19 protein-coding genes and 1 pseudogene are annotated in these 21,257 nt (G+C 72.0%); 13 read left to right on the forward strand and 7 right to left on the reverse strand.

The window, feature by feature from the left end; genetic code table 11:
• Positions 1–722: MFS transporter (locus D471_RS0106770; protein WP_017597919.1), on the reverse strand; the 722-nt coding region annotated here is incomplete at its 3' end.
• 172 nt (positions 723–894) lie between these two features.
• Here D471_RS0106770 and D471_RS0106775 point away from each other — a divergent pair.
• The 3 genes from D471_RS0106775 to D471_RS0106785 all read left to right on the forward strand — a co-directional run bounded on the left by D471_RS0106775 (position 895) and on the right by D471_RS0106785 (position 3,452).
• Entirely contained in the window at positions 895–1,446 is a 552-nt protein-coding gene (locus tag D471_RS0106775; protein WP_017597920.1) for a TetR/AcrR family transcriptional regulator, read from the forward strand.
• A 350-nt stretch (positions 1,447–1,796) separates the two neighbouring features.
• On the forward strand, positions 1,797–2,987 hold the full coding sequence (gene manA / locus D471_RS0106780; RefSeq protein ID WP_017597921.1) for a mannose-6-phosphate isomerase, class I: 1,191 nt from the start codon (positions 1,797–1,799) through the stop codon (positions 2,985–2,987).
• Between the two features lie 93 nt (positions 2,988–3,080).
• Complete coding sequence (locus tag D471_RS0106785) at positions 3,081–3,452, forward strand: FKBP-type peptidyl-prolyl cis-trans isomerase (RefSeq protein WP_017597922.1); 372 nt, start codon at positions 3,081–3,083, stop codon at positions 3,450–3,452.
• Between the two features lie 95 nt (positions 3,453–3,547).
• On the opposite strand, the pseudogene D471_RS33305 reads toward D471_RS0106785, so the two are convergent.
• A pseudogene (locus tag D471_RS33305) lies at positions 3,548–4,722 on the reverse strand (acyl-CoA dehydrogenase family protein).
• Between the two features lie 162 nt (positions 4,723–4,884).
• On the opposite strand from D471_RS33305, the gene D471_RS0106795 reads away from it, so the two are divergent.
• The gene (locus tag D471_RS0106795) at positions 4,885–5,520 is read left to right on the forward strand and encodes a TetR/AcrR family transcriptional regulator (RefSeq protein ID WP_017597923.1); all 636 of its coding nucleotides are present in this window, start codon (positions 4,885–4,887) and stop codon (positions 5,518–5,520) included.
• Here the strand turns inward: D471_RS0106795 and D471_RS0106800 are convergent.
• Complete coding sequence (locus D471_RS0106800; RefSeq protein ID WP_026127485.1) at positions 5,517–6,089, reverse strand: TetR/AcrR family transcriptional regulator; 573 nt, start codon at positions 6,087–6,089, stop codon at positions 5,517–5,519. The genes D471_RS0106795 and D471_RS0106800 overlap by 4 nt on opposite strands.
• 119 nt (positions 6,090–6,208) lie before the next feature.
• Between D471_RS0106800 and D471_RS0106805 the strand changes: the two genes are divergently transcribed.
• Positions 6,209–7,693 (forward strand): FAD-dependent monooxygenase, encoded by a 1,485-nt coding sequence (locus D471_RS0106805; RefSeq protein WP_040688658.1) that lies wholly within the window; start codon positions 6,209–6,211, stop codon positions 7,691–7,693.
• Positions 7,694–7,758: 65 nt separating this feature from the next.
• Here D471_RS0106805 and D471_RS0106810 read toward each other — a convergent pair whose 3' ends face one another.
• A complete protein-coding gene (locus D471_RS0106810) occupies positions 7,759–9,165 on the reverse strand; it encodes an MATE family efflux transporter (protein WP_017597926.1) in 1,407 nt (468 codons plus the stop codon).
• Positions 9,166–9,340: 175 nt separating this feature from the next.
• Here D471_RS0106810 and D471_RS0106815 point away from each other — a divergent pair, with 175 nt between their 5' ends.
• Both D471_RS0106815 and D471_RS0106820 read left to right on the forward strand, forming a co-directional pair.
• On the forward strand, positions 9,341–9,787 hold the full coding sequence (locus D471_RS0106815; RefSeq protein ID WP_017597927.1) for a carboxymuconolactone decarboxylase family protein: 447 nt from the start codon (positions 9,341–9,343) through the stop codon (positions 9,785–9,787).
• Positions 9,788–9,903: 116 nt separating this feature from the next.
• On the forward strand, positions 9,904–11,721 hold the full coding sequence (locus tag D471_RS0106820) for an AMP-dependent synthetase/ligase (RefSeq protein WP_017597928.1): 1,818 nt from the start codon (positions 9,904–9,906) through the stop codon (positions 11,719–11,721).
• 101 nt (positions 11,722–11,822) lie between these two features.
• Here the strand turns inward: D471_RS0106820 and D471_RS0106825 are convergent, their stop codons facing one another.
• Both D471_RS0106825 and D471_RS0106830 read right to left on the reverse strand, forming a co-directional pair.
• Positions 11,823–12,332, reverse strand: coding sequence for a DUF7144 family membrane protein (locus D471_RS0106825; protein ID WP_017597929.1), 510 nt, complete (start codon positions 12,330–12,332; stop codon positions 11,823–11,825).
• Positions 12,333–12,533: 201 nt separating this feature from the next.
• Entirely contained in the window at positions 12,534–13,490 is a 957-nt protein-coding gene (locus D471_RS0106830; RefSeq protein WP_017597930.1) for an SDR family NAD(P)-dependent oxidoreductase, read from the reverse strand.
• A 134-nt stretch (positions 13,491–13,624) separates the two neighbouring features.
• On the opposite strand from D471_RS0106830, the gene D471_RS0106835 reads away from it, so the two are divergent.
• Both D471_RS0106835 and D471_RS0106840 read left to right on the forward strand, forming a co-directional pair.
• Positions 13,625–14,197, forward strand: coding sequence for a TetR/AcrR family transcriptional regulator (locus D471_RS0106835; protein WP_017597931.1), 573 nt, complete (start codon positions 13,625–13,627; stop codon positions 14,195–14,197).
• 120 nt (positions 14,198–14,317) lie between these two features.
• Positions 14,318–15,079 carry an SDR family NAD(P)-dependent oxidoreductase gene (locus D471_RS0106840; RefSeq protein ID WP_017597932.1) on the forward strand — a complete coding sequence of 254 codons (762 nt, stop codon included), beginning with the start codon at positions 14,318–14,320 and terminating at the stop codon, positions 15,077–15,079.
• Positions 15,080–15,129: 50 nt separating this feature from the next.
• On the opposite strand, the gene D471_RS0106845 is transcribed toward D471_RS0106840, so the two are convergent.
• The gene (locus tag D471_RS0106845) at positions 15,130–17,664 is read right to left on the reverse strand and encodes a sensor histidine kinase (RefSeq protein WP_040688655.1); all 2,535 of its coding nucleotides are present in this window, start codon (positions 17,662–17,664) and stop codon (positions 15,130–15,132) included.
• Positions 17,665–17,886: 222 nt separating this feature from the next.
• On the opposite strand from D471_RS0106845, the gene D471_RS41650 reads away from it, so the two are divergent.
• The 4 genes from D471_RS41650 to kdpB all read left to right on the forward strand — a co-directional run.
• On the forward strand, positions 17,887–18,048 hold the full coding sequence (locus D471_RS41650) for a hypothetical protein (RefSeq protein ID WP_017597934.1): 162 nt from the start codon (positions 17,887–17,889) through the stop codon (positions 18,046–18,048).
• On the forward strand, positions 18,045–18,134 hold the full coding sequence (kdpF, locus tag D471_RS38245; protein ID WP_017597935.1) for a K(+)-transporting ATPase subunit F: 90 nt from the start codon (positions 18,045–18,047) through the stop codon (positions 18,132–18,134). The genes D471_RS41650 and kdpF overlap by 4 nt, the downstream gene beginning before the upstream one ends.
• Positions 18,134–19,846, forward strand: coding sequence for a potassium-transporting ATPase subunit KdpA (gene kdpA, locus D471_RS0106860; protein ID WP_017597936.1), 1,713 nt, complete (start codon positions 18,134–18,136; stop codon positions 19,844–19,846). The genes kdpF and kdpA overlap by 1 nt, the downstream gene beginning before the upstream one ends.
• Before the next feature lie 11 nt (positions 19,847–19,857).
• Positions 19,858–21,257: potassium-transporting ATPase subunit KdpB (kdpB, locus tag D471_RS33315; protein ID WP_017597937.1), on the forward strand; the 1,400-nt coding region annotated here is incomplete at its 3' end.

Genomic DNA, 21,257 nt, shown 5'->3' on the forward strand with positions numbered 1-21,257 from the left:
GTGGCGAGCTTCTTGATCCCGTACACGGCGGGCAGCATCGTCGCCATCGACAGCACCACGCTGGGCAGGTCCATCCGTCCCGGTCGCGGATCGCGCGACTCGCGGACCAGGAGCGGGACGAACACCAGGATCAGCGCCATCACCGGCAGGTTGATCAGGAAGACCGAACCCCAGGAGAAGTGCTCCAGCAGCCATCCGCCCAGGATCGGGCCGAGCGCGGCTCCGGCGGAGAAGCCCGACGCCCAGATGGCGATGGCCAGCAGCCGTTGGCGGGCGTCGAGGAAGGTGTTGCGCAGCAGGGACAGGGTCGAGGGCATCAGCGACGCGCCCGCCACGCCCAGCAGGGCACGGGCCACGACGAGCACCTCGGGGGTGGGCGCGAACGCGGCCAGCAGGGACGCGCCGCCGAAGGCCGCGGAGCCGACCATCAGCAGTCGGCGGCGGCCGACGCGGTCGCCCAGGGACCCCATGGTGATCAGCAGTCCGGCCAGGATGAAGCCGTAGATGTCGATGATCCACAGCAGCTGGCCCGCGCTGGGCCGCAGCTCCTCGCTCAGCTGGGGAACCGCGAACCCGAGCACGGTCATGTCGACGGAGATCAGGACGACGGGCAGGACCAGAACGGCGAGCGCGGCCCACTCACGCGGACCCGCGAGCGCGGGGGCGGCCCCTCGGGGGCCGAGCGTGGGGATCAGGCCGCGGCCGGCCTTGCCGAAACTCATCTTTCCTCGTTACGTCTCGATAGTGGCGCGCCGCACGGATCGGAGGCGCGGTGCCGCCGGACGGGAACAGGGGTTCCGGATCGGCGGGGGAGGGTGATCGACCGGAGACACACTCCGGGATTCTTGAACCGTCCAGACGGTACAGTACCGTCCAGCCGGTACAGTGTCAATCGTGAACGCATCGAACACCCGTGACCGCATCCTCGACGCCCTCCAGGACATCCTCATCAACGAGGGCTACACCGCAGTGACCCTGGAGGCGGTCGCGCGTGCGGCATCGGTCTCCAAGGGCGGTCTGCTGTACCACTTCCCCTCCAAGGCCGCCCTGCTCACGGGTCTGATCGACCGCCTCAGCGCGCTCGCCGAGGAGGAGTTCCGCGAGGCCCGTGAGGGCGGCGAGGGCGTGGTCCGCGTGTTCCTGCGCACCTCGCTCCCGCAGAGTCCGGAGGAGCGCGAGCTCTACTGGGCCGTCATCGCCGCGCTGCGCGGCCAGGAGGATCTGTCCGAGGAGGCCGTCGGTCTGGTCCAGAACCTCTTCACGCGGTGGGGCGAACTCCTGCACGAGGAGCTCACCGACCCGGTGCTGGCCGAGATCATCCTGCGCGCGGGCGACGGCCTGTACATGGCCGCGATCGCCGGGCTGCCCCAGCCCGACCCGGCGCTGCGCCAGCAGATGTTCGACCGCCTGGTCGAGGCCTCCGACAGGGTGCGCCGCCCCCGCTGAGCCGGAGCGAGGGCGTGTGTCCGGTGCCACGGTCCGGGAAGGATCACCGACACGGAGCGACTCCCGGCCCGTCCCGGCCGTGCGGCGCGGCCGTGCCGAAAGGGTGTGGGGGAGGTGACCGTGTGGTGCTGTTCACACGACCCCGATCGTGGTTTACTTGCCAGTAACTTCGTAGCCGCAACCGGGCCCCGCGGTCGTCGGGTGCCCGCCCACCTGGCGAGGTGAAGTGTGCACTACCTCAGTGAGTGGGGCACGCCAGGTCGACCCGGCCGCCGTGCTTCGCGAGACTGGTCCCGCCTCGCCGGAGCGTCCACGGGGTGAGAACACGCAGACGGGAAGGCGGGGAGCCGATGCACAGGCTCACCAACCAGGTACGGCCGTACGCCTGGGGTGCGCGAACCGCGATTCCGCGGCTCCTGGGCACCGAGCCGGACGGCACACCCCAGGCCGAACTGTGGTTGGGCGCCCACCACGGCGCACCCAGTACCGCGCACTGTGACGAAGGCCCCAGGCCCCTGCCCCGCCTCATCGCCGACGACCCCCACCGCGTGCTCGGGCGCAGGACCACGGAACGCTTCGGCGCCCGCCTGCCCTTCCTCCTGAAGTTCCTGGCCGCCGAGGCGCCCCTGTCCCTCCAGGTGCACCCGGACGCCGAGCGCGCGCGGTCGGGCTTCGACGCCGAGGAGCGCGCGGGCATCCCCGTCGACGCGCCGCACCGCAACTACCGCGACCCCCACCACAAACCCGAGCTCCTCCTGGCCCTGGAACCCTTCGAGGCACTGTGCGGCTTCCGCGAACCCGCCGCCGCCCGCGCCGACCTGGAGGGACTGGACTGCGCTCTGGCCCGACTGCTGCGCGACGACCTCGCCGCCCCCGACACCCACGACGCCCTGCGCTCCGCCCTCACCCGCCTGCTCACGCTGTCCGCGGCGGGCCGGGAGCGGCTGATCGGCGAGTTCGTCGCCGAGTGGTCGGCCTCCGGCGGCCGCGGCGCGCACGCGCGGGTCATCACCGAGTTGGCCGACCGCTACCCGGGCGACCCCGGGGCGGTGGCCGCCCTGCTGCTCAACCGGGTCACCCTCTGGCCCGGACAGGCGCTCTTCCTGCCCGCCGGGAACATGCACGCCTACCTGCGGGGTACGGCCGTGGAGGTCATGGCCAGCTCCGACAACGTGCTGCGGGCCGGGCTGACGTGCAAGCACGTGGACGCCCCCGAGCTGTTGGACGTGGTGGACTTCTCGGTCCTGCCGATCCCCTACGCCCGCCCCGCCCTCATGGACGGCCGCCGCGAGTTCCGACCGGCCGCCCCCGAGTTCGCCCTCCACGAGATCGGCCCCGGCCGCGTGGCCGCCCACCTGCCCGGAGAGGGACCGACCGTGGTGCTGGCGCTGCGAGGCGAGGTCGAGCTGGTCGCCGAGGTCGGGCGCGGTATCACCCTCCACCGCGGCGAGTCGGTGTTCGTGCGGGCCGACAACGGCCCGATCAAGGTGGAGGGGCACGGCCACGTCGTCGCGGCCACCGTGGGTGACCAGGTGTACTGACCCCCGACCGGGCAGTTCGCCACGGAGTACCCGTTCGCGCCGATACCCTGGGCCCTTTCCGCATCACGCCGATGAGACACGAGGGGTACCACCATGGCGCTTGAGCGTCCGGAGATCGACATGCCCGACGGCCCGCCGCCCGCGGACCTGGAGATCACCGACATCACGATCGGTGAGGGCGAGCAGGCCGGTCACGGCAGCAACGTCGACGTCCACTACGTCGGTGTCGCCCACTCCACGGGCGAGGAGTTCGACGCCAGCTGGAACCGCGGCCAGACGCTGGGCTTCAAGCTCGGCGCCGGCCGGGTCATCCCCGGTTGGGAGCAGGGTGTGCTGGGCATGCGCGTGGGCGGCCGCCGCAAGCTGGTCATCCCGCCGCACCTGGCCTACGGCGAGAGCGGCGTGGGCCCCATCAAGCCGAACGAGACGCTGATCTTCGTCGTCGACCTGGTCGGCGTCAAGTAGGCCCCGGGTGTCCGGTGCCGCGTGGCACCGGACACGCAGGAGGGGCCCGGACCGCGCGCGGAAGGCGCGGTCCGGGCCCCGTCCCGTTCCCGCTCCTAGCTCAGGGTCGCGCCCACGGTTACATGGCCCTTGAGCAGGTCGCGGGCGATCGTGCGGCGCTGGATCTCGTCGGTTCCCTCGAAGATCCGCAGCAGCCGCAGGTCGCGGTACCAGCGTTCGATCGGCAGGTCGCGCNGTAGCCCATGCCGCCGTGGATCTGCATGACGCGGTCGACGATCTCGTTGGCCTTGACCCCGCCGAACAGCTTGGCGATGGACTGGGCGTGCCGGGAGTCGCGACCGACCGAGACCTGCCAGGCGGCGTGCAGGACCAGCAGACGCAGCGCCTCGATCTCCGTCTGGGAGTCGGCGATCATCCACTGGATCGCCTGTCTGTCGGCGATCGGCGCGCCGAAGGTCTCCCGGGTCTTGGCGTACTCGATGGCCATGCCGAGCAGCCGCTCGCACCCGCCCAGGGCGCGGGCGGGCAGCAGGTAGCGGCCCTTGCCGATCCACTGCATGGCCAGCGCGAAGCCGCGCCCCTCCTCGCCGAGGATGTTCTCGTGCGGCACGCGCACGTCCTGCAGGACCAGGGCGGCGGGGCGACGCTCGCCCATGGTGTCGATGGGCTCGGATGTCCAGCCCATGTCGCGGTCGACCAGGAAGCAGGTCACACCGCCGTTCGCGCCCTTGTCGGGGTCGGTGACGGCGAAGACCATCGCGAAGTCGGCCTCGTGGCCGCCGGTGATGAAGGTCTTCTCGCCGTTGATCACCCACGTGTCGCCGTCTCGGACGGCCCGGGTGCGGATCGCCTTGGCGTCCGATCCGGCGCCCGGCTCGGTGATGGCGAAGCAGGACTTGCGCTCGCCCTCGATCGTGGGCAGGAGGTAGCGCTCCTTCTGCTGGTCGTTGGCGTGGTAGAGGATGTTGTCGGCCTCGCCGCCGAACCGGAACGAGACGAAGGACCGGCCCAGTTCGATCTCGATGATCGCGGCCGTGATCGGGTCGAGGCCCATCCCGCCGTACTCGACCGGGGTCTCCACTCCCCAGAAGTCGGACTTGCGGGCGAGCGCGCGCAGTCCGTCGCGTTCCTCGGCGGTGAGTCCCGGGGTGTGGCCCGCGCGTTCGCGCCGCAACACCTCGTTCTCCAGGGGGATGAGTTCGCGCTCCACGAAGGTCCGCACCCAGTCGCGGACGGCGCGCTGTTCTTCACTCAACGAGAAGTCGATCACGGCCTGCTCCCAATAACCTAACGGCGTTCGGTTATGTGAGAGTACGACCTCCCCCACCCGGTGTGCAAGGGGTCGGGCGGTCACGGATGCCATCCGGACGTGCGATGATCGGGCCGAGGTGGCCGGACCGTCCGCCGCGAGAACCGAGAAGGGGAGCAGTCCGTGGCCCGACCCAAGACGCCGATCCTGAGCAGGCAGGCCATCCGTGCGGCCGCCCTGGAGCTGATCGACAGGGAGGGCCTGGACGGCCTGTCCATGCGCAAGCTCGCCCAGGAGCTGGACGTGCAGGCGGCGTCCCTGTACAGCCACTACCGCACCAAGGAGGAGCTGCTCGGTGAGGTGGCCGACGAGGTGACCTCCCGGGTCGACGTCTCCGGTTTCGAGAAGGAGGACTGGCGCGGGGGTGTCGCCGCCTGGGCCCGCTCCTACCATGCCGCCCTCTCCGCGCACCCCAACCTGGTGCCGGTGATCGCCGCCGGCCCCGGACGCCGGGAGGACGCGCTGAGCCGGGCGAACGCGGTCCACGGCGGTCTCGTGCGCGCGGGCTGGCCGCCGCGCTACGCCACGATGATCGGGGCCTCGACCAAGTACCTCGTGGTGGGTGCCGCCACCCAGTCCTTCGCGCGTGGGTTCGACGACGACGTGCGGGTGTACCGCGACCGCTATCCGAACCTGTCCCAGGCGCACCGGCTGCCCGACCACGCCGCGGAGATCGACGAGGCCAGCTTCGAGCTGGCGCTGTCCGCCTTCCTCGACGGCCTCACCCCCCTCTTCGAGCGCGTGCGCGCGGAGTCCTAACGGGCGGCCACCGCCAGGGCGCGGGCGACGCGTTCGGCGTCCTCGCCCCGGGGCAGCGGCGCGCCCGAGGCCAGCCGGGCCATGATCACCCCCGACAGCAGGTCGGCGACCAGCGGGGCGTTCCCGGCGTGGGCGAGGTCGCCGCGCGCGACGGCGCGGTCGAGCAGCCCGGTCACCATGTCCAGTCGCCGCGCGAGAATCGTGCGCAGGACCGCCCCGCCCTCCTGGTCCAGGAGGGTCGCCGCGAGCGCGTGTCGGGCCATGGCCTGCAGCCGCGGCTGGGAGAAGAGGGTGTAGGCCGTCGTCACCGCGGCGGACAGGTCGGTGTCCAGGGAGCCGGTGTCGGGCACCTCCACGCGGTCGATCGTGATGCTCTCCGCCGCGGCCACCACGAGGTCCCGCTTGGTGGCGTAGCGGCGAAAGACACTCGTACGGCCGACGCCGGCGCGTGCGGCCACGTCGTCGAAGGTCAGGTCGAAACCGCGCTCGACCAGTAGTTCCGCCGCGGCGTCGAGGATCGACGCGTCCACGGCCGGGTCGGGGCGGCGGCCTCCGCGACCTCCACTCATGATGTCCACCTTCGGGGTCTTGACTTTGATTCCGGTACTCATAGTATCGGTACTGAAGATACCGGAACTAAGAGTACCGGATGTTGCTCGAGCGGCACCACACCCCGAAGGAGCACGTCATGAGCGTCATCGTCGTCGGGTCCGGCCCCACCGGACTCATGCTCGCCGGAGACCTGGCCGAGGCCGGGGTGGACGTCACGATCCTGGAGCGCCGGGCCGAGGAGTCCAACCTGACCCGGGCCTTCGCCGTTCACGCCCGCTCCCTGGAACTGCTGGAGGTCCGCGGTATCGCCGACGAACTCGTGGAGCAGGGCTTCACCGTCCCCGAGCTGCGCGCGAGCTTCGGCACGCGCGGCTTCTCCGTCGACATCAGCCGCCTCGACAGCCGCTACCCCTACGTCCTCATGGTCCAGCAGGCCCGGACGGAGATCCTGCTGCGGCGCAGGGTCGAGCGGTTGGGCGTTCCCATCGTCCGGGGCGCCGAGGTCATCGGTCTCACCCAGGACGGGGACGGCGTCACCCTCACCGTCCGCACCGCCGAGGGCGAGCACACCGAGCGGGCCGACCACGTCGTGGGCACCGACGGCGCCCACAGCGCCGTCCGCGGCCTCATCGGCGTCCCCTTCACCGGCCGCAGATACCAGACGCACATCATGATCGCCGACGTCCGCCTGGACAACGACCTGCCCAACGCGGTCAACCCGTTCATCGCCGCCGACGGCTTCGCTCTGCTGCCGCCCTTCGGAGACGGCTGGTTCCGCGCCGTGGTGTGGGACCGCACCCGTGAGGAGGCGCCCCTCACCGAGCCCGTGACCGAGGGGGAGCTGAACGCCTCCCTCCACCGCCTCACCCGGGGCCGGGTCCGGGCCGCCGACATGCGTTGGTCCACCCGCTTCCTCAGCGAGCGCCGCCAAGCCAAGCACTACCGCGTCGGCCGCGTCCTGCTCGCCGGCGACGCCGCGCACGTCCACTCGCCGATCGGCGGAATGGGCATGAACACCGGACTCCAGGACGCCGCCAACCTGGGGTGGAAGCTGGCGGCGGTCGAGCGGGGCTGGGCGCCCTCCTGGCTCCTCGACTCCTACGAGGCCGAACGCCACCCCGTCGGCCGCGCGACCCTGCGTCTGACCGACACGGTCACCCGCATGGTCGTCGCCTCCGGTCCGGTCCGCGCCCTGCGTCCCTACGTGGTGCCCCGGCTGGTCGCCAACGAGCGCGTGTCCCGCGCCGTGTTGGGCATGATGTCCGGCATCGGGTTCTCCTACGACCTGCCCGACACCCTGGTCGGCTCGACGGGTGCGGGGGAACGGGTACCCGACCTGGAGCTGCGGGTCGACGGGGCGCCCACGCGGCTGTTCGCGCTGATGGACGCGGTGCGCTTCACCCTGGTCGACACCTCGCCGAACGGCGCCGCCGCCACCGCCGCCGAGCCCTGGGGAGAGCGGGTCCACGCGGTGCGGGCCGAGGGAGCGCTGCCGCACGGCGCCGACGCCCTGCTGGTCCGACCTGACGGTCACACCGCCTGGAGCGGCCGAGCCTCCGGCTCGGACGACCTCACCCGGGTGCTCACCGAGTGGGCCGGGACGGCGCCCGCGTTCCGCTGAGGCCGGTGCCCGTGACCGTCCGAACGCGCCTTCGCGGCCCGGCCTCCCGGGGCCGGGCCACCCGTTCACACGCGGGCCGACAGCCGCCGGAACGCCAGCCCCTGCCCGACCACGAGACCCAGCGTCGCCACCGCGTACGCGGCCCACAGCAGGGTGAGCCCGCCCAACCCGGCGAGCGGGACCGCGGCCAGCGCCAGCAGCCCGTAGCAGACCGCGAACGAGTACAAGGACGGCAGCGTGTTCCGGATCCCCATCAGACCCATGCCGGGCTGCGACTGCGCGGCGTCGAGCACCGTCACGACGAACAGCACCGGCAGCAGGGTGGCCACCCCGGCCCGTACCTGCGGGTCGGCGGTGAGCAGCCCCACCACCGGCGCCGACGCCACCCAGATCGCCGCGGTGCTCAACGCCACGACCGGCAGCGACACCAGGTAGCCCGCCACCACCGAGCGCCGCACCCCCGCCCGGTCGCCCCGCCCCGCGGCCCTGGCGGTGAACGGGATCGAGGCCTGACCGGCGGCCACGGCGGGCAGGAAGGCGAATGAGGCGATGACGACCAGCAGCTGATGGGTGGCCGCGTCCGCGGCGGTGGTCCGGGCCACCGCCATCGCCAGCACGCTCATCGTCCCGAACTTGACGAGCAGGGTCGAGCCCGTGGGCAGACCCACCCGCGCGATCGCCCAGAGACCGGACCACCGGGGCGCGCCGCGCCAGACCGGGATCCTCCGCAGGACGGTGCGCCGGCGGACGACGTACATCGCCAGCAGCACCGTGAGGCCCCCGTCGACGAGCAACGCCACCGCCGCCCCGGCCAGCCCCAACTCCGGAGCGGGCCCGGCGCCGAGGATCAGGGCCGGGGTCAGCACGACCACCGTCCCCGTGCTCACCAGGCTCAGGGCCAGGACGCTCCGACCACGCCCCAACCCGATGAGCAGTACGGTCATCGACGACTTCACCGCCGCCAGTACCACCCACGCGCCCATGAGCGGGGGGTAGGTCCCCAGAGCCGCCACCGTGGGTTCGGCGACCCCCAGCGGTCCGGCCCACAGCGGCACCGACGCGACGAGTGAGCCGCCCAGTGACCCCATGAGCACGGCCAGCAGAGCGCTGTGCCGCACGACCGGGGCGAGCGCGTCGGGGTCGTCCTCGTGCTCGGCGACGAAGGGCATCGACCCGCGCAGGGCGCCCTGCGTCAACATGAGCACGGGGTTGAGGACGGCGACGACCAGCGCGTGCGCGGCCAGCGCGGCGGTGCCGGCATTGCCGAGAACACCTGCGGTGACCATGCTTCCGGCCATCGTGGCCAGCATCGACAGGTACAGCGGCACGGCCTTGCCCGCGATGGCGCGTGCCAGGCGGCCGACGGGTTCGGGCGGCGTGTCCCCGGGAGCGCCGCCGCCGCGGGGCGCGCCCGGTCCGGTGGCCCGGGAGCCGGATCCAGGGACGGGGGGATCGGCCGGTCGCCCGGACATGTGTTCCCTTCGACGGCGGACGGTGCTCCGTGGCGGGGTCAATACAGAAGGTAGCAGTCGGCCCCAGACACGCGGCGGCGGCGGTCGGTGGGATCCGTGCCCGGTCGGTTGGTAGCGTGAACGCCGACACACCCCGCGCGGGCGCGGGGGATCGCGGTCGTCACGGGAGGGCGCCATGGCCGAGAAGCGTGTGATCTGGTCCAAGAAGCTTCCCGAGGCGTACCGCAAACTCGACGAGGTCGACAAGGTCGTCGGTGAGCACCTCGACACCACCCTCCTGGAACTGCTGAAACTGCGTTCCTCGATCCTCAACGGCTGTGCGTTCTGCGTCGACCTGCACACCCGGCGGGCGCTGGACGCGGGCGAGACCCAGCAGCGCCTCTTCCAGGTGTCCACCTGGCACGAGGCGGGGGACCTGTTCACCGACGCCGAACGTGCCGTGCTGGCGCTCACCGACGAGATGACCCGCATGGGCGAGGGCGGTGTGTCCGACGCGACCTACACCGCCGTCGCCGGGCACTTCTCCGACGAGCAGGTGGCCGCGCTGATGACCGCCATCGCCATGATCAACCTCTACAACCGGCTCGCGATCACCAGCGGACTGCACCCGCGCAGGCGCTGAGCCGCGGTCACGGCCGCTCCCGCGAACCCCTCCCCGCAGGCGCGTGTTCGTGTGACAGTGGACCGACGCAGTCGGTTCCCTCCTGACCCCGTCAGGACGAACTCCGGGAGTTCGGCATGACCTCCGATGTCTCCGTCGACCGTGACACCACCGACCACACGATCTGCTCCCTCCTCCGGCGCAACGCCGACGACCATCCCGACCTGCCAGCGCTGTCCTGGAAGGACCCTGACTCCTCCGAGTGGTCCACGCTCACCTGGGCCGGCGTCCGCCACCGGGTGGCCGACCTCGCCGGGCGCCTCGCGGCCCTCGGCGTTCGACCCGGCGACCACGCCCTCCTCATGATGGGCAACCGTCCCGAGCACTGGCTCTGCGACCTCGCCCTGGTCCACCTCGGAGCCGTCACCACGACCGTCTACACCACCTCCGCCCCCGGCCAGATCGCCTACATCGCACGGCACAGCCGGGCCCGCCTCGCCGTGGTCGGCGACTCCGCCACCGCCGAACCCTGGGAGGACCTCCTCCACGTGGACGACGTCCCGCTCGAACGGCTCGTCGTCGTGGACGGCGCCGAGCCCGACCGGGGCCACACCGGGTTGGCGGATGCGGCCGCCGCGCCGGGGGAGGCGGCGGCCGAACGCTGGCGCGACCTGACCCCCGACCACCTCCTGACCGTCATGTACACCTCCGGGACCACCGGCGACCCCAAGGGCGTCGCCGTGACCCACCGCGACGTCCTCAGCAACGCCGTGGCGCTGGACGCGGTCATCGAGGCGCCCCGGCACGCCGCCCACATCTGTTACCTGCCGCTCGCCCACATCGCCGAGCGCATGCTCGGCCTGTACCTGCCGCTGGTGCGCGCGTCGCACGTGTGGATGTGCGAGGATCCAGCGGTCCTTCCCGACGTCCTCAGGCATGTGCGGCCACCGCAGTTCTTCGGGGTCCCGCGCGTGTGGGAGAAGTTGGCCTCCGCGCTCCGGGCGGGCCTGGCCCGGTTGCCGCAGGACCGACGCGCCGCCGTGGACCGCGCACGGGCCGTGGCCACCGAGTACGCCGTTCACCACGAACGCGGCGGAGGGATCCCCGCCGACCTGGGCGAGCGCTTCGAGCGGGAGCGCGCCCGCGTCCTGGAACCGATCCTCGCCCAGGTGGGCCTCGACCGCGTCACCTGGGCCTCCTGCGCCTCGGCGCCGATGCCCGTCGAGGTCCTGCGCTTCTGGGCCGGGCTCGGCGTGCGCGTCATGGACGCGTGGGGGCTGACCGAGACCTCCGGTGTGGCCACGGTGAACAGCCCGCGCACCGGTTTCCGGACGGGGTCGGTCGGACGTCCGATCCCCGGGACACGGGTCCGGCTCGGTGACGACGGGGAGGTGTTCGTCCAGGGCCCCTCCCTCTTCCAGGGCTACCTGGGCGCGGACGGTTCGGTGGCGTCCGCCACGGACACCGAGGGGTGGTTCGCCACCGGCGACGTCGGACGCCTCGACGATGAGGGGTTCCTGTGGATCACCGACCGCAAGAAGGAGCTGATCATCACCTCCGGGGGCAAGAACGTGTCGCCCGCCCTGGTGGAGAGCGCGCTCAAGGAGCATCCGCTGGTCGGGCAGGCACTCGCCCATGGTGACGGCCGCCCCTACCTGGTCGCCTTGCTCGTCCTGGACCCGGAGACCGCTCCGGTGTGGGCCGAGGCGCGCGGGATCGACACCGGCGGCGACGTGCGCTCCCTGGCCGAGCACCCGGTCGTGGTCGCGGAGGTGGAGCGCGCGGTCGAGTCCGCCAACGCGCGGCTCAGCCGCCCCGAACGGATCCGGCGCCACCTACTGCTGGCGGAGGAGTGGGGACCGGAGAGCGGGGAACTGACACCGACGCTCAAGCTCCGCCGCAGGGTGGTGGTCGAGCGCCACCGCGCCGAGCTGGACCGCCTCTACGAGGGGTGAAGGGCGGTCGGACCGGGCCGGACACGGGAACGTCCCCGCCCGGGATGGTCGGGCGGGGACGGTGCTCCGGTGGAACGGCGCCGGGATCCGGCGAACGGTGGTCAGCCGGTCGTCTGTTCGCGTCCGCTGGACTGCTCGGTCGACCCTTGCGCGCTCTTCGCGCCGCGCGGCGCCTCGTGGGCCGCCCGGTAGCCGCTGCGGTAGGCGGCCTCCTGACGTTCGGGCTCCATCTCCTCCGCTGAGGGCCATCCGGCGGTCATGCCGTAGATCACCAGGACGTTGACGGCGATCGCGACGACCGACCACAGCGGCATGGCCACCAGGAAGGCCAGCTGGGCGATGATGTTGATCGCGGCGAGCACGACGCCGAACACCCGGGCCCAGGTGCTGCCCGACAGCACGGCCAGACCCGCGATGACGAGGACGGCGCCCCAGATGCCGAGGAGCGCGCCCCAGGCCCCGTACTCCCACACGAGCATCCCGGTCTCCGTCACCGCGTAGAAACCGGGGGTCACGAGCGCGACCACGCCCTGCACGATGTTGATCGCACCGATGACGATCATGAGTGTCGCGACGAAGAACTGCCAGCCGTTGGCGGATGATGTCCGCATGGCGTGCTCCTAACCGGCCGTCCGGACGGACCGAGGTCGGACTCCGGGTACGGCTCCACGGGTGTCACAGACGAGTGCGTTGGTACACATACCGCTCGTTCATCATCCGACAGGGTCGGTCACCGGGAGCCCAGCGTTCGTTTCGGATCCGGCAAAACCGGTCGGGGCGGGACGGGGCGCCCCGAGAGGGGCCGACAGGCCTCAGGCGAAGGCGTCCACCCCCGTGAGTTCGGCGGAGAACGCCCACAGCCGTTCGGCCTGTCCGGGATCGGTGGCGTAGGAGCGCACCCCGGGGCGCGTGTCGTCGGTTCCCGCGGGCGCGGCGATCTCACAGTCCTCGCAGTACACTCCGCCCATCCCCGCCAACTGAGGCGATGTGGCGGCCCAGACCTGCGTGGCCGCGCCCTGCTCCGGGGTCTTGAACGACGGGTCGGCCAGGTTGCCGTCCTCGTCGATCCACCCGTTGGCGACCATCTCCTCCTTGGCCATGTGGCGCTGCAGCGGGGTGAGGATCGCTCCCGGGTGCAGGGAGAACGCCCGCACGCCGGACGCCTCGCCCAGCCGGTCGAGGTGGACGGCGAAGAGCACGTTGGCGGTCTTGGCCTGACCGTAGGCCTTCCAGCGGTCGTATCCGCCCTCGAACCACGGGTCGTCCCAGCGGATCGGTGAGTTGTGGTGCCCGGCCGAGGAGACCGACACGACCCGGGCCCCGCCGTCGGCGAGGGCGGGCCACAGCCGGTTGGTGAGGGCGAAGTGCCCCAGGTGGTTGGTGGCGAACTGGTACTCCCAGCCGGGCCCCGCCGTCCACCGGGGGCAGGCCATGATCCCGGCGTTGTTGACGAGGACGTCGATCGTGCGGCCCGTGGCCAGGAGGCGTTTGCTGAACGCGCGCACGCTGTCCAGGTCGGACAGATCAAGGGTGTCGACCTCGGCGCCCTCGATCCCCGCCAGTTCCCTTTCCGCGGACTCCGGCCTGCGGGCCGGGACCACCACCCGGGCGCCCGCGGCGGCCAGGGCCCGGGTCGTCTCCAGCCCGATCCCCGAGTAGCCGCCGGTGACCACGGCCGTCCGGCCGGTGAGGTCGATCCCCTCCAGGACCTCCTTCGCGGTGCTGCGCGGGCCGAACCCGGATCCGATTGTCTTCTGCGGTGTCGTCATGCCCCGAACCCTAGGACCTGGAGCGCGCTCCAGGGCAACCACGGGGCGCGCGTCGACGCGCACTCGCGGCCGCTGGGACGAGTGCCCCTCTTATTTCTTGACCGAGCGTTCTCGAAAGGGTTAGGGTCACGGGCATGGCGAGAACCAAGGAGTTCGATCCGGACGCCGTTCTGCGCAAGGCCGTGGACCTGTTCCGGCGCAAGGGGTACGAGGCGACCTCGATGGCCGACCTCGTCGAGCACCTGGGCATCAGCAGGGCCAGTCTGTACTCGACCTTCGGCGGCAAGCACGAGCTGTACGTGCGGGCCCACGACCGGTACGTGGAGGAGGGGGTCGACTTCGTCGGCCTGCTCTCCCAGCCCGGGCCGGTCCTGCCGGCCGTCCGCTCGATCGTGGAGCGCTACGCCGAGGACGCCGTCACCGACCGCGACGGCTGCCTCGTGGTCAACTCCGCGGTGGAGATGGCCCCGTGCGACCCCGTGGTCGGGCGCCGGGTCGAGGCCAACTGGAACCTTGTGGAGACCGCGCTGACCTCGGCCCTGACGCGGGCGCGCGCCCAGGGGGAGCTGTCCGAGGACCGAAGCCCCCGCGCGCTGGCGCGGTTCCTGCTGGTCCTGCTCCAGGGGATGCGCGTGGCCGCGCGGGGGGCGGACGACCCCGCCAGGATTCGCGACGCCGCCCGGGAGGCACTGGCCGCTCTGGGCTGAGCGGACAGCGCCCTTCCCGGGCGTTCTCATGCCCAAATTCAAGAACGATCATTCTGGAAAAATGCTTCCTTCCGACCCAGCCAGAGCGCGCGTCGGAGGGACCGACCCGAGGAGACCCACATGACCGCGCGTTTCACCGACCGCACCGTCCTCGTCGTGGGAGGGGGCGGCGGCATCGGCCGTGCCACCGCCCGCGCCTTCGCCGGTGAGGGCGCCACCGTGGTGGTGGCCGGAACCACCGAGGCGAACCTGGCCGAGACCGTCGCGCTGATCACGAAGGACGGCGGGCGGGCCGACCTCATCCGCGCCGACGTCACGCGTGAGGAGGAGGTCGAGCGCATGGTCGCGACCGTCGTGGAGCGCCACGGCGGGCTCGACGTCGCGCACAACAACGCCGGGATCCTCGGCCAGGCCGCCCCGGTCGCCGACCTGGACCCGGACACGTGGCGGCGCGTCCTGGACGTCAACGTCACCGGTGTGTTCCTCGCCATGCGCCACGAGATCGCCCACATGCGCGCGCACGGCGGCGGGGCGATCGTCAACACCTCCTCCAACATCGGCGCCCACCAGCGGCTGGCCGGAATGGCGGCCTACGGGGCCTCCAAAGCCGCCCTGAGCCACCTGACCCGCGCCGCGGCACTCGACCACATCGGCGACGGCGTCCGGATCAACGCCGTCAGCCCCGGTCCCGTGGAAGCGCCGATGTCCCTGCTCCCGGGCGAGAGCGAGGAACAGCGCGCGGCCCGGTTCGCTTCCTCCGTCCCCGTGGGGCGGATCGGCGACCTCGACGAGATCAGCTCGGCCGTGCTCTGGCTCGCCTCGGACGAGGCGGGCTTCGCGGTCGGCCACGACCTGGTGGTGGACGGGGGCGTCACGGCCTGAGCCCCTGACGCGGCGGGCGGGTCCGCCCTCCCGGTCCGCACGGCGGGCCCCTACCGTCCGTCGGCCGCCGACGGGAGGGTGACGCACATGGTCAGGCCGCCGCCCGGGGTCGTCTCCGGCTCCATCGCGCCGCCCATGGCCTCGACCAGTCCGCGCGAGAGCGCCAGCCCCAGACCGAGCCCGGCGTCGTGCTCGGTGTCGCCCAGCCGCTGGAAGGGGACGAACATGCGCTCCTTCTCCTCCTCCGGGACGCCGGGGCCGTGGTCGACGATCCGCACCCGAACACCGTCCTCGAAGGCCGCGGCCGTGACCGTGGGCGGGGCGTCGGGCGGGCTGAACCGCAGCGCGTTGCCGACCACGTTGACCAGTACCCGTTCGAGCAGGCCGGGGTCGGCCGCGACCAGCGGCAGCTCGGGCGGGACGTCGACCCGGACGCTCCGGCCTCCGTCCCCCAGTTCGTCCAGCGCGCGGAACACGCTCTCCTTCAGGGGCAGTGCGGTGGCGGTCACACCCATCACCCCGGCCTGGAGGCGGCTCATGTCCAGCAGGTCGGCGACCAGGGCGGTCAGCAGGTCCAGGGACTCGTCGGCCGTGGCCAGGAGTTCGGCCCGATCCTCCGGGCCGAAGCTCACCTCCGTGCTGCGCAGGCTGGTGACCGAGGCCTTCGCGGAGGCCAGCGGGGCACGCAGGTCGTGGCTGACCGCGGCCAGCAGGGCGGTGCGCATACGGTCGGCCTCGGCCAGGGGCCTTGCCGCCGCGGCCTCGTCGGCCAGACGGCTCTGACGCAGCGCGAGCGCGGCCTGGGCGGCGAACGCCTCGATGACGCGCTGGTCGCCCGCGGCGGGGCGGCGCCCCTGGAGGACGAGGGCGAGCGAGTCGTCGATGGGCACGTCCACGTCCCAGTTGCCCGGCGCGCGACAGGGCGGGTCTCCCACCGACGCCACCACCGTCCACGCACCCCGGTCCGAGCGGTGTTCCGGGCCCGCGGACGAGTCCGGGACCCGCTCGACCAGGGCCACCGACGCCAGGGAGAAGGTCTCCTGGAGCCGTTCGAGCAGCGCCTCCAGGGGGCGCGAGCCCCGAAGGACACCGCCCGCCACGGTGGCCAGGGCCTGGGCCTCCGCGCTCGCCTCGGCGGCCTGCCGGGTGCGCCGGGCCGCCTGATCGACGACGACGCTGACCGACACGGCCACCACCAGGAACACGACCAGGGCGAGCACGTGCTGCGGGGAGTCGATGGCGAACGTGCGGTACGGCGCGGTGTAGAGGAAGTTGAGCAGCAGGAACCCGCCCAGGGCGGTCGCCACGGCGGGCCACATGCCGCCGACCAGCGACGTGGTGGTCACCGTCGCCAGCACGAGCAGGATGCCGCTGGAGAATGAACTCTCGTCCCGGGGCAGGCCGATGCCGAACACCACCAGGGGCAGCACGGTCAGCGCGAGTGCGAACCCGGCGAGCCGCCGGCGGCGGGAGACCGCCGTGGGCGCCCCCGGCCGTACCCTCCGGCCCACCTCCTCGTGGGTGACCAGATGGACGTCGATCGGCCCGGACAGCGCGGTCGTGGTGCCCCCGACCCCGGGTGAGACCATGTGGGCCAGCCCGCTGCGCCTGCTGGCGCCGAGTACCAGTTGCGTGGCGTTGACCGCGCGCGCGAACTCGATCAGCGCCGCGGGCACGTCCTCGCCCAGCACCTGGTGGTAGGTGCCGCCCAGGTCCTCGATGAGCACGCGCTGCCGGGCGAGCTGCGCGGGATCGGCGCCGACCAGGCCGTCGCTGCGCGCCACGTGCACGGCCATGAGATCGGCGCCCTTGCCCCGGGCGGCGATCCGGGCGGCCCTGCGGATGAGGGTCTCGCCCTCGGGGCCGCCGGTGAGGGCGACCACGACGCGCTCGCGCGCCTCCCAGGTGGCGGCGACGCCGTGGTCGTACCGGTACCGGTCGAGCTCGTCGTCGACCCGGTCGGCCAGCCACAGCAGCGCGAGCTCGCGCAGGGCGGTGAGGTTGCCGACCCGGAAGTAGTTGCCGAGGGCCGCGTCGATCTTCTCGGCGCCGTAGACGTTGCCGTGGGCCATCCGCCGGCGCAGCGCCTCGGGGGTCATGTCGACCAGCTCGATCTGTTCGGCCTGGCGGACCCAGGAGTCCGGGACGGTCTCGCGCTGGGTGACGCCCGTGATCCGGGCGACCACGTCGTTGAGCGACTCCAGGTGCTGGATGTTCACCGTGGACAGCACCGTGATCCCCGCGTCGAGCAGGGTCTGGATGTCCTGCCAGCGCTTGACGTGCCCGGTGCCGGGCACGTTGGTGTGGGCGAGCTCGTCCACCAGGACGACCCTCGGCGCGCGTTCCAGGACGGCGTCCAGGTCCATCTCCTCGAACTCGCCGTCCCGGTAGGCGACGGTCCGACACGGGACGACCTCCAGGCCCTCGGCCATGGCCGCCGTTGCGGCCCTGCCGTGCGTCTCGACGAACCCGACGACGACGTCGGTCCCGCGCCCGAGGCGCCGGTGCGCCTCCTCCAGCATCCTGTAGGTCTTGCCCACGCCGGGCGCGGCGCCCAGGTAGATGCGCAACTGACCACGTGGCATCGGTACGGCCCCCTCTCCGGACATCCATTCTTACGGCGCTGATCGGGCATTTCGGACAGATCGCTGCTAGCGCGCCGCTAATTTCCCGGCTTCTGCCGCTAAGAGAGCGTTGGCGCGCTTGTTGGTCCTGGTCACGGTCTTCCAGAGTCGATCCGGCGCCTGTCGCGCCGCACCCCCCGTGCACACCCGCACCGACGACCGTCCAGAAAGGAGCCCGCTGACATGGCCGACCTCGTGCTCGTGCTGACCGCCGCCGCGTTCTTCGCGCTGTGCGTTCTGTACGTACGTGGCTGTGAGCGGCTCGTGGATTCCACCCGGAACGAGACGACCCCCACCAGCACAGATCAGGTTTCGGACGACACCGTGGCGGTGACGCGGCAGTGAGCTGGGACAACGCCCTCGCCCTCGTGATCGCCATCCCCCTCGGCGGCTATCTCCTGGCCGCCCTGCTGTTCCCGGAGAGGTTCTGATGTCCGCCGCAGGATGGTTGCAGTTCGCCGCGCTGGTCGCGGTACTGCTCCTCACCGCACCGCCGCTCGGCCGGTACATCGCCAAGGTGTACGGCGACGAGCGCAGGAGCCCGGGGGACCGGGTCCTGCTCCCCGTTGAACGGTTCGTCTACCGGATCTGCCGCGTCGACCCCGACAGGGAGCAGCACTGGACGCGCTACGCCCTGTCGCTGCTCGCGTTCAGCGTCGCGTCGTTCGGCCTGCTCTACGCGATCCTCCGCCTCCAGGGCGTCCTGCCGCTCAACCCGGTCGGGCTGCCGGGGCTCGACCCGGGCGTCGCCTTCAACGTGGCGGTCAGCTTCACGACCAACACCAACTGGCAGGCCTACGGCGGCGAGGCCACCATGAGCCACTTCAGCCAGATGGTCGGGCTCACCGTCCAGAACTTCGTGTCGGCCTCCGCGGGCATGGCCGTGATGGCCGCGCTCATCCGCGGCCTCGCGCGTCGTCAGGCGCGCACCGTGGGCAACTTCTGGGTGGACCTGACCCGGGGCGTCACCCGGATCCTGTTGCCGATGTCGTTCCTCCTGGCGCTGCTCCTGATCAGCCAGGGGGTCGTCCAGAACCTCAACGGCCACACCGTCGCGACCACGCTGGAGGGCGTGCGGCAGTCGATCCCCGGCGGTCCCGCGGCCAGCCAGATCGCCATCAAGCAGCTGGGCACCAACGGCGGCGGGTTCTTCGACATGAACTCGGCGCACCCGTTCGAGAACTCCACGGTCGTCAGCAACTTCGTCGAGACCTGGGCGATCCTCATCATCCCGTTCGCGATGGCGTTCGCCTTCGGCCACATGGTCGGGGACCGCCGCCAGGGCCGCGCGGTCTTCGGCGTCATGTTCGCCGTCTTCGCCTTCATGGCGATCGGCGTGATGAGCGCCGAGTCGGCGGGCAACCCGCGCCTGGACGGCCTGGACGTCGACCAGACCGTGGCCGCCGACCAGGCGGGCGGCTGGATGGAGGGCAAGGAGTCCCGGTTCGGACCGGCCGCCTCCGGCCTGTGGGCCGCGGCCACGACCGGCACCTCCAACGGCTCGGTCAACTCGATGCACGACAGCTTCACCCCGCTCGGTGGCGGCATGGCCCTGCTGCACATGATGTTCGGCGAACTCAGCCCGGGCGGCGTGGGCGTGGGCCTCAACGGCCTGCTCGTCATGGCGATCCTGGCCGTCTTCATCGCCGGGCTCATGGTCGGGCGCACACCCGAGTACCTGGGCAAGAAGATCCAGGCTCCCGAGATGAAGCTGGTCGTGCTCTACGTCCTGGCGATGCCGACCGTCCTGCTCGGCTTCTCCGCCGCCTCCGCCGTGTACGACGGGGCGCTCTCCTCGCTGAGCAACTCCGGTCCGCACGGCCTGTCGGAGATCCTCTACGGCTACGCGTCGACGTCCAACAACAACGGCTCCGCCTTCGCCGGGCTCGACTCCAGCACCTGGTGGTACACGGTCACGATGGGCATCGCGATGCTCGTCGGCCGCTTCCTCCTCATCATCCCGGTCCTGGCGATCGCCGGGTCCCTGGCGCGCAAGCCCGCGGCGCCCGCGACGAGCGGCACCCTGCCGACCCACACGCCCCTGTTCGGCGGACTGGTCGTCGGGGTGGTCCTGATCGTCGCCGGACTGACCTTCTTCCCCGCGCTGGCCCTCGGCCCCATCGTCGAACACCTCTCTCTGTGAGCGCACACCCGATGAAAGACAAGACACCCCTTCAGGTCCCTCCCGACCAGGCCGCCTCGGCGTTCTTCGTTCCCGAACGCGCCGAGCACGCCGAGCGGGCCCCGCGCGCGGCCGGTGACAGCGGCCGCGACCGTCACCCGCTGCCCCGGCGGTCGATGCCGGACGGCCCGATCCTGCGCCGCGCCCTGATCGACTCCGTCCTCAAGCTCGACCCGCGCGTCCAGGTCCGCAACCCGGTCATGTTCGTCGTGCTGACCGGCAGCGTGGCGACCACCGTCCTGTTCGCCGTCGAGGCGGTCGGGAACACGGCCGGGCAGAACGCCTTCGCCGCCCTGCTCACCGTCTTCCTCTGGTTCACCGTCCTGTTCGCCAACTTCGCGGAGGCCCTGGCCGAGGGCCGGGGCAAGGCCCAGGCCGCCACCCTGCGCAGGACGCGCTCCGAGACCGTCGCGAACCTGCTCCGGGAGGACGGCTCCGTCCACGAGTACTCCGCCGCCAGCCTCAAGGTCGGCGACAGGTGCGTGGTCGAGGCGGGTCAGGTCATCCCGGGCGACGGGGACGTCGTCGAGGGCATCGCGAGCGTCGACGAGTCGGCGATCACCGGTGAGTCCGCCCCCGTCATCCGTGAGTCGGGCGGCGACCGCTCCGCCGTCACGGGCGGCACCACCGTGCTGTCGGACCGCATCGTGGTCCGTATCACCGCCAAACCGGGGGAGACCTTCCTCGACCGCATGATCGCCCTCGTCGAGGGAGCCGAGCGGAAGAAGACCCCCAACGAGGTCGCGCTCAACATCCTGCTGGCCGGACTGACCGCCGTTTTCCTGGTCGCCGTGGTCACCCTCCAGCCGTTCGCGGTCTACTCCGGCGCCGCCCAGTCCGTCATGGTGCTGATCGCCCTGCTGGTCTGCCTGATCCCCACGACGATCGGCGCCCTGTTGTCGGCCATCGGCATCGCGGGCATGGACCGCATGGTGCGGCGCAACGTGCTCGCCATGTCGGGCCGCGCCGTCGAGGCCTCCGGTGACGTCACCACCCTCCTGCTGGACAAGACCGGCACCATCACCCTGGGCAACCGCCAGGCGGCGGAGTTCATCCCCGTGAAGGATGTGGACACCGAGCACCTGGCCACCGCCGCCCACCGGTCCAGCCTGGCCGACGGCACCCCGGAGGGCCGGTCCGTCGTGGACTTCGCCGTGCGGCTGCTGCCCGCCTCGCCCGACACCGACCTGGCGGGGGCCGGGCTGGTGCCCTTCACCGCCGAGAGCCGGATGAGCGGCGTCGACGACGGGAACCGGCGCGTCCGCAAGGGCGCCACCGACGCCGTCAGGCGGTGGGTGGTCGAGTCGGGCGGCGCCGTCCCCGACGAGCTGGACGACATCGCCCGCCGCGTCGCCGCCGCTGGCGGCACGCC

Source organism: Nocardiopsis lucentensis DSM 44048 (assembly GCF_000341125.1).
Lineage (GTDB): Bacteria > Actinomycetota > Actinomycetes > Streptosporangiales > Streptosporangiaceae > Nocardiopsis > Nocardiopsis lucentensis.

Bases quoted from the DNA above. Each gene is read 5' to 3' on its own strand.
- manA (WP_017597921.1), top strand. From the start codon at position 1,797: ATGCACAGGCTCACCAACCAGGTACGGCCGTACGCCTGGGGTGCGCGA.
- D471_RS0106785 (WP_017597922.1), top strand. From the start codon at position 3,081: ATGGCGCTTGAGCGTCCGGAGATCGACATGCCCGACGGCCCGCCGCCC.
- D471_RS0106800 (WP_026127485.1), bottom strand. From the start codon at position 6,089: ATGAGTGGAGGTCGCGGAGGCCGCCGCCCCGACCCGGCCGTGGACGCG.
- D471_RS0106805 (WP_040688658.1), top strand. From the start codon at position 6,209: ATGAGCGTCATCGTCGTCGGGTCCGGCCCCACCGGACTCATGCTCGCC.
- D471_RS0106810 (WP_017597926.1), bottom strand. From the start codon at position 9,165: ATGTCCGGGCGACCGGCCGATCCCCCCGTCCCTGGATCCGGCTCCCGG.
- D471_RS0106815 (WP_017597927.1), top strand. From the start codon at position 9,341: ATGGCCGAGAAGCGTGTGATCTGGTCCAAGAAGCTTCCCGAGGCGTAC.
- D471_RS0106820 (WP_017597928.1), top strand. From the start codon at position 9,904: ATGACCTCCGATGTCTCCGTCGACCGTGACACCACCGACCACACGATC.
- D471_RS0106825 (WP_017597929.1), bottom strand. From the start codon at position 12,332: ATGCGGACATCATCCGCCAACGGCTGGCAGTTCTTCGTCGCGACACTC.
- D471_RS0106830 (WP_017597930.1), bottom strand. From the start codon at position 13,490: ATGACGACACCGCAGAAGACAATCGGATCCGGGTTCGGCCCGCGCAGC.
- D471_RS0106835 (WP_017597931.1), top strand. From the start codon at position 13,625: ATGGCGAGAACCAAGGAGTTCGATCCGGACGCCGTTCTGCGCAAGGCC.
- D471_RS0106840 (WP_017597932.1), top strand. From the start codon at position 14,318: ATGACCGCGCGTTTCACCGACCGCACCGTCCTCGTCGTGGGAGGGGGC.
- D471_RS0106845 (WP_040688655.1), bottom strand. From the start codon at position 17,664: ATGCCACGTGGTCAGTTGCGCATCTACCTGGGCGCCGCGCCCGGCGTG.
- D471_RS41650 (WP_017597934.1), top strand. From the start codon at position 17,887: ATGGCCGACCTCGTGCTCGTGCTGACCGCCGCCGCGTTCTTCGCGCTG.
- kdpA (WP_017597936.1), top strand. From the start codon at position 18,134: ATGTCCGCCGCAGGATGGTTGCAGTTCGCCGCGCTGGTCGCGGTACTG.